Annotated in this window: 5 protein-coding genes; 4 read left to right on the top strand and 1 reads right to left on the bottom strand. The window is 75.2% G+C overall.

Annotated features, from left to right (window positions below; all coding sequences use genetic code 11):
* Both E1283_RS38265 and E1283_RS26255 read left to right on the top strand, forming a co-directional pair.
* Nucleotides 1-349, top strand: a 349-nt coding sequence (locus E1283_RS38265) for an SbtR family transcriptional regulator (protein WP_481906702.1), incomplete at its 5' end; no start/stop codon positions are given.
* 103 nt (nucleotides 350-452) lie between these two features.
* Nucleotides 453-2,222 carry a sigma-70 family RNA polymerase sigma factor gene (locus tag E1283_RS26255; protein ID WP_132820632.1) on the top strand — a complete coding sequence of 590 codons (1,770 nt, stop codon included), beginning with the start codon at nucleotides 453-455 and terminating at the stop codon, nucleotides 2,220-2,222.
* A 959-nt stretch (nucleotides 2,223-3,181) separates the two neighbouring features.
* On the opposite strand, the gene E1283_RS26250 is transcribed toward E1283_RS26255, so the two are convergent.
* The gene (locus E1283_RS26250; RefSeq protein ID WP_132820631.1) at nucleotides 3,182-5,254 is read right to left on the bottom strand and encodes an asparagine synthase-related protein; all 2,073 of its coding nucleotides are present in this window, start codon (nucleotides 5,252-5,254) and stop codon (nucleotides 3,182-3,184) included.
* A gap of 652 nt (nucleotides 5,255-5,906) precedes the next feature.
* Here E1283_RS26250 and E1283_RS26245 point away from each other — a divergent pair.
* Together E1283_RS26245 and lhgO are read left to right on the top strand one after the other, a co-directional pair.
* Nucleotides 5,907-7,316 carry an NsdA family TPR-like regulatory protein gene (locus tag E1283_RS26245; protein ID WP_132820630.1) on the top strand — a complete coding sequence of 470 codons (1,410 nt, stop codon included), beginning with the start codon at nucleotides 5,907-5,909 and terminating at the stop codon, nucleotides 7,314-7,316.
* 8 nt (nucleotides 7,317-7,324) lie between these two features.
* Nucleotides 7,325-8,542 carry an L-2-hydroxyglutarate oxidase gene (lhgO, locus tag E1283_RS26240; RefSeq protein ID WP_132820629.1) on the top strand — a complete coding sequence of 406 codons (1,218 nt, stop codon included), beginning with the start codon at nucleotides 7,325-7,327 and terminating at the stop codon, nucleotides 8,540-8,542.
* The last annotated feature ends 18 nt before the right edge of the window (nucleotides 8,543-8,560 follow it).

Here is an 8,560-nt window from a genome sequence, read left to right as displayed (position 1 = left end):
GGCGGGGCGGCTGCTGCCGCCCGAGTTGTTGACGGCGAGCGCGCCGGTCGGTGGCCCGGCGGGGGAACCGGCGTTCGGCGAGCGGGTGCCGCAGCAGCGGTGCGCGGAGGAGCAGTTGCGGTCGGTCACCGCGGGCACGCTGGAACTGCTGTCGGTCGTGGGGCAGTTGGTGGAGCGGACGCGGGCGGCCGGGGAGTTGCGGGCCGATGTCACGGTGGCCGACCTGATGTTGGTGATAGCCACCACGCCGCCGCGCATCGAGGACCCGGCGCGGCAGTCGGCGGCCGCGGAGCGGCTGTTGGAGATATTGCTCCAGGGCCTGCGGGCCGGCCGCGGGTGGGAGCGGTGACCCACGGACGGGTGGTTCTCGGGTAAGTCCGGCTGAACGGCGCGTTTCCTGTGGCACCCTGAGCGCTGTCGCTGACACCACTGTAAATACGAGGGCTTGCCGCATGGTCGTTGAGGGGCAGGACGACGATTCCAAGGTTCCACGACAGCGTCTGGAGAGTCCGGACGAGGAGTCTTCGGCGTCGGCCGATCTCGCGCTGGTCGATCGGATGCGTCGGGGTGATCCGGGGGCGTACGACGAGTTGTACCGCCGCCACGCGGGTGCCGTGCGTCGATACGCGCGGACCTGCTGTCGGGACGCGGACACGGCTGACGACCTGACCAACGAGGTGTTCACGGCCACCCTGCAGGCGGTGCGGCGCGGGGCCGGTCCCGACACGGCGGTGCGGGCCTATCTGTTGACCTCGGTGCGGCGGGTCGCGGCGGACTGGGCGCGCACGGCCCGGCGGGAGCAACTCGTCGAGGACTTCGCGGTGTTCGCGGTGTCGGCGCGGTCGACGCAGTCGACGGGTGGGGCGGCGTTGGCGGTCGCCGCGGACGTGCGGGCCATGCGGGCGGCCGAGGAGTCCATGGCGGTGCGGGCGTTCCGCAGCCTGCCGGAGCGCTGGCAGACGGTGCTGTGGCACACGGCCGTGGAGGACGCGTCGCCGCGTGACGTGGCGCCGCTGCTCGGGCTGACGCCCAACGCCACGGCGGTGTTGGCGCACCGGGCCAGGGAGGGTCTGAAGCAGGCGTATCTCCAGGCGCACGTGAGCCGGGCGTTGACGGACGGCGGGGAGTGCGCGCGCTTCGCGGACCGGCTGGGCGCCTACGCCAGGGGCGGCCTGCGGACGCGCGCCGAGCGGGGGTTGCGGAAGCACCTCGAGCAGTGCGCGCGGTGCGCGGTGGCGGCTTCCGAGGTGCGGGACCTCAACGACCACATCCGCGTGGTGCTGCCGATCGCGGTGATCGGCTGGTTCGCGGCGGACTCCTCGCTCAAGGGCGCCGGGCTGTGGCTGGGCGCGGCGGGGGCCGGCGCCACGGCCGGTTCGGCGGCCGCGGCCGGCGGGGCCGGCGGCGGCGCGGCCGCCGAGGGGCTCGGCGCGCCGGTGAAGGCCGGCATCGCGTCGGGTGTGGTGGTCTCGGCGGTGGCGGCGGTGCTGGCGATGGCGTTGATGGGCTCCGATCCCGAGGATCGGGCCGCGCCGCCACCGGACGATCCGGCGCCGGCCGAGCCGACGCCACGGCCCGAGCCGTCGTCCGAACCGGTCGCGGAACCGGAGCCGATGCCGGAGCCGGAGCCGGAGCCGGCAGCAGAACCGGAACTGTCGGTGCCGGAACCGTCCCGGCCCGAGCCGACGCCCGAGCCCTCGCCCGTCCCCGAGCCGACCCCGGAGCCCGAGCCCGCGCCGCCGCCCGTTCCCGAGCCGACGGCGGAGCCGGCACCACCGGAACCGCCGCCCGCGCCCTACGAGTTGCGGCGCCTCGCCTTCGACATCACCGGCGACGACACCGCGCCGACGGTGCGGCTGACCGACAGCAGCCCGATCTGGCAGCGGGACGACCTGACGATCGGCGGCCGGCCGCACGACCACGGCATCACGGTCGGCGCCTGGTCCTCCGTCACCATCGACCTCAACCTGACCTGCGTCACCTACCAGGCCCTGGTCGGCATCGACGACATGATGGCCGGCTTCGGCTCGGCCGTCTTCAGCGTCTACGGGGACGACCGGAAGCTGTGGGAGTCCGACGTGGTGTCCGGCGGCGAGGAGGCGGTCCCGATGAGCGTCCCGCTCAGCGGCGTCGAGACCCTCCGCCTCGACGTCCACGGCGAAGGCTGGCTGGGCGCGGCCGCCGTGGCGGACTGGGCCGACTCCGAGATCAACTGCCAGTGACGGTTGCCTGGCCGGCAGGGCAACCCGACAGCCGGCGGCCGGCGAAGCCGGTTGCCTGGCCGGCAAGGCAACCCGACGGCCGGCGCAGCGGGTCGCGGCGCGGGCCGCGCGACCGGCCCTACGGGCCGGAATACTCCGACGGCTCGGCGAGCCGGCCAGCCTGAATCGACCGACCCTGCGGGCCGGTTGCCGGTTGCCTGGCCGGCAAGACAACCCGACAGCCGGCGGCCGGCGCAGCCGGTCGCGGCGGGGACGCGCAACCGGCCCAACGGGCCGGAACCAACCCGAGGCTCGGCCAGCCGGCCAGCCTGAATCGACCGGCCCAGCGGGCTGGGGGCCCGCGGCCGGCAAGGCAACCGAACCGGCCCTACGGGCCGGAACAGTCCGGAGGGTCGGCGAGCCGGCCGGCCTTGGCGGTAGGGCAACCCGACAGCCGGCGAAGCCGGTCGCGGCGCGGGCCGGGCGGTCCGGGACGGCCGCAGGCCGGTTTGGCCGGCGCGGCCGGTGGTCTGGCCGGCCCTGCGGGCGGCGAGCGCGGGCCGGCCTCTACGAGGGCCAAGCGACCGGCGCAGCGGCAGGGGCCGTGGCCTGACCCACCAGGCCACGCCCGCGGCTTGCGACGCCGGTCGGGCGCGGCGCGGCGCCGGCCAGGACAACCGACACAACCGGCGCGGTGGGCCGAAGGGCCCCACGGGGGCCTCCCGCTGGCGCGGCCCATGGCCTGACCGGCCGGCCGGGCCGTCCACGGAACCCACGACGCCGAGGCCTCGCCTAGCTAGACCCTGTCCGGGCGGTCTTCTTCGGGCCCGCGCCTCCCCCAGCCATGGGCCCCACGGACGAAGTCCGGGGGAGCACCGCATCCGACGCCGCAGGCCGACAGCCGGCGGCCAGCGGCGCTGGCGCGGGCCCGGTCCCGCCGCCCTCGGGTGGTCGGGAAGCCCTGCCGGCCAGGTAACCGGCTACAGCGTCACGCCGCTCGTGACCGCGCGGGGGTCGCGGTTGCCCTCGGCGGTCCAGCAGGAGCCGCGGCGGGTGAGGAGGCGGCGGAGCCAGATCTCGGTGGAGACGAGTTCGGCGAGGCCGTCGAGCGGCAACCGCTCGCCCTCGGACGCCGCCCGGAGCGCCTTGCGGACGACGCGGGCCTCGATCAGGCCCGCGTCGGCGAGCAGGGGCGCGTCGAAGAGGTTCACCAGGGTGCCGATATTGGCTCGAAGTCCCGCGCGCACGGATTCTGTTCCCGACGCGAGGGTGGTGGCGCCCCAGCCGGGCGGCAGCGCGCGCACCCCCGCACCCTCCAGCACAGCGCGCAACACGTCGGCACGCGCCCCCGGCTGCACCCGGAGACTCTCGGGCAACGCCTGGCAGGCCCGCACCACCTGGTTGTCGTAGAAAGGGGCGTGCAGCCGCTGGTGCCTGACCTCGGCGGCCTGCTCGAACACCCGGTGGTCGGCGGCGTGGCGGGCGAGCACGGCGCGGGCCCGCTGCTCGCCCGGACGTGAGGTGGCCGAGGTGGATCGTGGCCTGGCGGCGGCCGCTTCGAGCCGAATCGATACTTCGGCCAGCGCCTCTCCGGTCAGCCAGCGGGCCGCCGGGCCGGGCCGGCACCAGGCCAGCGCGGCGAGGGACGCGCCGAGCGCGCCGTCTCCGAGGAGCGCGTCGTCCGCGTCGTCCACCGGCTGGCGCAGCAGCACGGCGGCCGACGACAGGCCCTCGGGATAGGGGGTGCGGGCCAGCCGCCTGGCGGCCCGGTAGACGGTGAACGGCACCAGCATGCCCCCGCCGCTCGCCTTGGCCAGCGCGGTGACCGGCCGTACCAGGTGCCGGCGTCTGCGGTCGAGCAGCAGGTCGGCGAGGCGGGCGGGGTGCGCGTCGAGCACCTGGCGGGCGCCGTGTCCGACCAGGTGGTCGGCGCTGCCGGCGGCCAGCCGGTGTCGGTGCCGGGCGGCGGTGACCAGCGAGGGCCCTGGCTCGTCGGTGAGCGGGCCGTTCTCCAGGTCGGCGTAGGGCAGCGCCTCGTCGCCGGCCGCGACCACCACGTGGTGGAGCCGCGGGTTCTCGGCGATGGCGCGGGCCCGCTCCAGCTCGGCGGTGCGCGCGACGCCGGTGGGGCCGCCGTTCGCGCTGAGGTCGTTGAAGGTGACGGCGAGCAGCCGCTCGCCGGCCTGGGTGGCGCCGGTGCCGTAGACGGTGCCCGGCATCCCCGGCAGGCCGGCGGCGAGCAGCGCCAGGGTGGCCGAGGCGCTGCCGCCCGAGAGGTCGGCGCCGACGCCGGGGGCCGGCTCGGGGCCGAAGCGCGCGGCGCGCCGGTCGGCGGGGCCCATACCGGGCACCGGGCCCGCGTCGCGCTCCGGCGCGTGCCGGGGTGCCGCGAGCCGGGTGCGGACGGCCTCGACCAGCGCGTCCCTGACGCCGGAGACGGCGGCCTCCCGCTCCACCGGGGGCGCGGCGACGACCAGGGGCGCGGTGGGTTCGTAGCCGACGACGTCCCGGCTGCCGCCCTCGCGCAGCATCAGCGCGTGCCCCTGCGGCACCCGGTGCACGCCCCGGTAGGGGGTGCCGTTGCCCAGCGCCTCGGGGGCCTCCGGGCAGGCGAGCAGCGCGGCCAGGTGCGGGACGTCGAGTTGGGCCTCGGTGAGGTCGGCGAGCGGCAGGGCGGCGGTGGCGTACGCGGAGCCGCCGGCCCAGTCGGTGTGGAAGACGGGGCGGGTGCCGGCCAGGTCGGCCGGGATGACGGTGCGGCGGCCGAAGCGGGCGATGGCGGTGTAGCTGCCGGGCCAGGTGGTGAGCTGGCGGAGTGCGCCGGCGCGCGCGGAGAGGAGCGAGCGGCGCAGGGTGGCGTCGTCGGCGCCGCAGTAGCCGAAGACGGCGAGGTGGGTGTCGCCGTCGGCGTACACCAGGCGGATCTCGTCCGCGCGCCAGTCGCCGACCGCCCAGAGCGGGTCGGGCCCCTCCCACAGGAGGTGCGCGCCCAGCGGTTGGATGTCCTGGGCAGCGCTGGCAGAGGCCCCGCACCACCCGACCAACCACCGCATCGCCGCCTCCCCCACGGAAGAAACTACGGAAGAACCCATCTGAACCGCGTCGTCGTTGAGGCCCATGCTGCCATGCGTCCGACGGGAAGGGAGCATGCCGGGGAGGTAGTTCGCCGCATGTGGCGTGCCACATCACGAACTACCTGATCACAGAGGCCGGTTGGCGTGAGGGGCACGCGAGAGCGCCCGGCCGGCCCGGCGGGTCGTCGGTGGCGAACCGACGCTATTCGGCCAAACTCTGGCCGGAGAACGGCTCATGAGGCGGGCGCCCCTGGGCAGGAGACGTTGTGGTCCGGGAGACGCTGTCCGCCTCCCGGACCAGGCCGCCGTCCGCGGGGAATGAGACAGCGGCTTCCCCCGGCCCGCTTGTGCCTTCAGGGGTGCTGCCCCGAGGCGGCGAGCCGACCCACGCGGTACACATCGAATCGCCGCCCCACCGCACTGCCCAGAGCGCACACCCGGGCGCACGGCCACATGCCCGGAGCACAATCCCCTGGCGTAGAAGCGCTCGTACGCGCGTACGGTCACAAATCCGCCATCCGGGATCCACCCCCTTAACGGTCAGCAGGCACCGAACTACGCTGGGTTGGCGGAGGCACGGAAAGCCCCGCGCTGGTCGTGGGGCTGCCGTTGGTGTGTCAGGGGTACGCGCATGTCCAGGGAGCCACGCGGGCCGAACGAGAAGCTAGGGGCAGTTCTCGCTCTTGCGGGAATCAGCAACGCGGGTCTAGCTCGCAGAGTCAACGATCTCGGGGCCCAACGGGGATTGACGCTGCGGTATGACAAGACATCCGTCGCCCGCTGGGTGACCAAAGGCATGGTGCCACAGGGCTCGGCCCCCCATCTGATAGCCGCCGCCATCAGCAGCAAGCTGGGGCGGCCCGTGCCGTTGCACGAGATCGGGCTCGCGGACACGGACCCGGCCCCCGAGGTGGGCCTGGCCTTCCCGCGTGACGTGCCGAGCGCCGTCGAGTCGGCCACCGAGCTGTACCGTCTCGACGTCACGCCGGGCAAGGGGATCTGGCAGTCCCTCGCCGGCTCGTTCGCCGTCACCGCCTACGCCACGCCCGTCTCGCGCTGGCTGATCAGCCCGGCGGACGCGTCGGTGGCCAGGGAGGCGCCGGCGCCGCAGGAGGGCACGTTCGGCCGGGTCGGCCACACGGACGTGTCCAAGCTGCGCGAGGCCGCCGAGGAGGCCAGGCGCTGGGACTCCAAGTACGGCGGCGGGGACTGGCGTTCGTCCATGGTGCCGGAGTGCCTGCGGACGGACGCGGCGCCGCTGCTCCTCGGCAGCTACAGCGACGACGTGGGCCGTTCGCTGTTCCGCGCCACCGCCGAGCTGACCAGGCTGGCCGGCTGGATGGCGTTCGACACCGGGCAGCAGGAGGCCGCCCAGCGCTACTACATCCAGGCGCTGCGGCTCGCCAGGGCGGCGGCCGACGTGCCGCTCGGCGGGTACGTGCTGGCGTCGATGTCGCTCCAGGCCACCTACCGCGGCTTCGCCGAGGAGGGCGTCGACCTGGCGCAGGCCGCGCTGGAACGCAACCGGTCGCTGGCCACCGCCCGCACCATGAGCTTCTTCCACACGGTCGAGGCGAGGGCGCTGGCCAAGGCGAACGACGCGGCGGGCTGCGGCCTGGCGCTGTCCGCCGCCGAGGGCTGGCTCGAGCGGTCGAGGGAGGGGGACGGCGACCCGGGCTGGTTGGACTTCTACACGTACGACCGGCTGGCCGCCGACGCCGCCGAGTGCTACATCGACCTCAAGGTGCCGGGTCAGGTACGGCGGTTCACCGCGCAGGCCCTCTCCGAGCCGACCGAGGAGTTCGCCCGTTCACACGGCCTGCGGCTGGTGGTCGGGGCGGTCGCCGAGCTGGAGTCGGGGAACCTGGACGCGGCCTGCGCGGTCGGCGCCCGGGCCGTGGAGGTCGCCGGCCGCATATCGTCGGCCCGCACCACCGACTATGTCCGTGACCTGCTCAGCCGCCTGGCGCCCTACCAACACGAACCGCTGGTCAAGGAGTTGCAGGAGCTCGCACGCCCGCTCCTGACCGCTCCGGCATGATGTCGCACATGACAGCGGCACAGGCTCGGCGTTTCGTGTACGACTGCGACGTGCTGGTGGTCGGCGGCGGGATCGTGGGGCTGGCCACCGCGCACGCGCTGCGCGCGGCCCGCCCCGGCCTCGCCGTCACCGTGTTGGAGAAGGAACCGCGGCTCGCCGCGCACCAGAGCGGCCGCAACAGCGGGGTGATCCACAGCGGCGTCTACTACCGGCCCGGCTCTATGAAGGCGCGGTTCGCGGTGCGGGGCGCGGCGGAGCTCAGGAAGTTCTGCGCCGAGCACGGCATCCCGCACGCGGCGCCCGGCAAGCTGATCGTCGCCACCACGGCGGACGAGCTGCCGCGGCTGCACGAGCTGGCCCAGCGGGCCAGGCGGAACGGCGTGCCGGTGCGGGAGTTGGGCCAGGCGCAGATGGCCGAGTACGAGCCGGGGGTGCACGGCATCGCGGCGCTGCGGGTGTTGACCACCGGGCAGACCGACTTCGCCGCGGTGGCGCGGCGGTTCGCGGAGTTGGTGGAGGTGCGGCGGAGCGCCGAGGTCGTCGCGGTCGACCGACGGCCCGGGCTCGGCGTCGCGGTGCGGACGGCGCGCGGCGAGGTGCTGCGCGCCAGGGCGCTCGTCAACTGCGCGGGTCTGTACGGCGACCGGATCGCCCGGCTGGCCGGCGACGACCCGGGGTTGCGGATCGTGCCGTTCCGCGGCGAGTTCTACCGGCTGCGGGCGGAACGCGCGCACCTGGTGCGCGGCCTGGTCTACCCGGTGCCCGACCCGGCGTTCCCGTTCCTCGGCGTCCACCTGACGAGGGGCCTCGACGGCGAGGTGCACATCGGGCCCAACGCGGTGCTCGCGCTGGCCCGCGAGGGCTACGACTGGCGCACGGTCCGGCCGGGGGAGCTGGCCGACGCGCTGGGCTACCCGGGGCTGTGGCGGATGGCGGCCCGCCACTGGCGGGCCGGGGCCGGCGAGTTGCTGCGGTCGCTCTCCAAGCGGGCCTTCACGGCCGCGGTGCGGCGGCTGCTGCCGGTCGTCACCGAGGACGACCTCCTCCCGTCCCCGGCGGGCGTCCGTGCCCAGGCCGTCCTGCCGGACGGCAGCCTCGCCGACGACTTCCACATCACCGAGGCCCCGCACACGGTCCACGTGCTGAACGCGCCCTCGCCCGCGGCGACCGCCTGCCTCCCGATCGCGAACGAGATCGCCGGCCGGACGCTGCGGCATCTGCGGTAGAGGGGGACCCCACCCACC

The sequence above is a fragment of the Streptomyces hainanensis genome (genome assembly GCF_004348415.1).
Lineage (GTDB): Bacteria > Actinomycetota > Actinomycetes > Streptomycetales > Streptomycetaceae > Streptomyces > Streptomyces hainanensis.
The sequence above is the reverse complement of the archived record's forward strand: the minus strand, read 5'-3'. Positions and strand labels throughout refer to the sequence as shown.

Bases quoted from the DNA above. Each gene is read 5' to 3' on its own strand.
- E1283_RS26255 (WP_132820632.1), top strand. From the start codon at position 453: ATGGTCGTTGAGGGGCAGGACGACGATTCCAAGGTTCCACGACAGCGT.
- E1283_RS26250 (WP_132820631.1), bottom strand. From the start codon at position 5,254: ATGCGGTGGTTGGTCGGGTGGTGCGGGGCCTCTGCCAGCGCTGCCCAG.
- E1283_RS26245 (WP_132820630.1), top strand. From the start codon at position 5,907: ATGTCCAGGGAGCCACGCGGGCCGAACGAGAAGCTAGGGGCAGTTCTC.
- lhgO (WP_132820629.1), top strand. From the start codon at position 7,325: ATGACAGCGGCACAGGCTCGGCGTTTCGTGTACGACTGCGACGTGCTG.